General features: G+C 48.4%; 3 protein-coding genes. All 3 read left to right on the top strand.

From position 1 onward, the window contains the following. Positions 1 to 636 (top strand): secretion system protein E (locus tag D0S45_20255; protein ID TIH09101.1); only part of this gene is annotated, 636 nt, incomplete at its 5' end. Beyond that, the gene (locus D0S45_20260) at positions 623 to 1,693 is read left to right on the top strand and encodes a type II secretion system protein (protein TIH09102.1); all 1,071 of its coding nucleotides are present in this window, start codon (positions 623 to 625) and stop codon (positions 1,691 to 1,693) included. The genes D0S45_20255 and D0S45_20260, both read left to right, overlap by 14 nt. A gap of 9 nt (positions 1,694 to 1,702) precedes the next feature. After that, positions 1,703 to 1,847 (top strand): pilus assembly protein PilS (locus D0S45_20265; protein TIH09103.1); only part of this gene is annotated, 145 nt, incomplete at its 3' end.

Here is a 1,847-nt window from a genome sequence, read left to right on the forward strand (position 1 = left end):
TGGACAACCGTCCATGCAAACAGTGCCTTCGGGATCATTCAGAGAATGGTTTCCCTGCTTCGCGCTGCTAACTACCCGGACCCGCTTGAATACCTTTGCGACCATACTGTGCTTTCCGGCCTGCATCACCAACGACTTGTTCCGGTACTCTGCCCGCACTGCAAACAGCCGATCATGMAAATCACCAAACTTGCTGAAGACAACGAGCTGCGCCGCAAGCATCTCCCCGAACCAGTGCTTAGCCGTTTRTTTAAGGCAGTAGACAAATTAGCCGAGAAAAACGTCCATGTCCGGGGAGAAGGATGTAAGCACTGCTCCGGCGTAGGAATTATAGGCCAGACYGTAGCCTCTGAAATAGTGACCACAGACCACGTAATCCTGCGCAACATCCGCGCCGGGAACATGGAAGGTGCATATAAGCACTGGCGGAATGAACAAAACGGGGAAACGTTTGTAAGTCATGCCATTAAGCTCATTGAAGAAGGGATTATTGATCCTTACCTGACCGAAAAAAGACTTGGCGTTCCGCTGAACTACGCCAAGGTCGCTGACGATTTTAACAAGGGAATTTCCGCAACCGGCCTCGATGAAATGGCAGGCTCTAAAATTGTGGAGAAACCTAATGCAGCGTCCTGATCTAAACAGAATACTTGCCAAACTCTTCTTTAATGCTTCAGTGCGCATCAAGTTTTAYAGAAAACTGGCAGCACTGACCCGGCATGGAGTTCTCGTGGCGGAAAGCGTTGCCGAGCTTCAAGAAAGGTACGCCAAGAAACGAAACCCATTGGCCCTTGTTCTGGAAGAGATATCTGCCCGACTAGATGGCGGAGACAAGCTCCATCAAGCCATGCAGGGATTCATTCCCGCAGAAGAAGTAATGCTCATAGATAGTGGAATTACCTCCGGTAAGCTGTACAAATCCCTTGATCTTGCCGTGCAGCTGATTCAGGCGAGAATGAAGATTATCGGTTCCATGCGTAAGGCTTTAGCCTATCCTGTATTACTGATCTGCGCACTCATCACCCTGCTGGTTGTATTCGCAAGATATGCCATGCCCAATTATATCCAGATCTCCAACCCGGAAAACTGGACTGACGGGGCAAAGTTTCTCTACCGGGTATCCTGCTTTATTGATTCCACCGCAGGGACAATCCTTCTTGCCGCGTTGATACTGTCTGGTYTGCTCTCCTTAGCCACCATCAAAATCTGGACCGGCAATCTACGTGTCCGCTTTGATTCCATCCCGCCATGGTCATTCTACCGCCTGATCATCGGCAGTCTGTGGCTGTTTACTCTTGCCATTCTTATGAAATCAGGAATCCAGCTTTCAACCGCAATTGAAAAAATGCTGGCTATTCCAGACACAGGGCCATGGCTCAAAGAACGGCTGCAATCAGTACTCGCTCAGCTCACTAAAGGTAAAAAATTAGGCCCTGCTCTGGATGACTCCGGCTACCAATTCCCGACCAAGGAAATCATTGAGGATCTACGAATTTACTCAAGACTCAGCAACTTTCACAGCCAACTCTACCTCATTGCTGAGGAAATGCTTGCTGAAGGAGTTGAAAAGGTAAAAGCGCAAGCCAAAGTCATCAATTACTGCTGCATCATTACAATCGTTTACGTGGTGTCCAACATTGTTCTGGCAATGTCCGACATTCAACAACAATCCGGCCTGAACATGGCCTACTAGGAGAACAAAATGAACTTACTCGAAATCGTTGGTGTTTTGCTCATCGCCGCTCTGGTCCTCGGAGGCACAGCACTCAGAATCAAATCCGGAAGAGAAAACGAGAAGGTAACTACCGCTCAGCAGAATCTTTCCACCCTTAAACTTGAAGTGAATA

It is taken from the genome of Marinifilum sp. JC120 (genome assembly GCA_004923195.1).
Lineage (GTDB): Bacteria > Desulfobacterota > Desulfovibrionia > Desulfovibrionales > Desulfovibrionaceae > Maridesulfovibrio.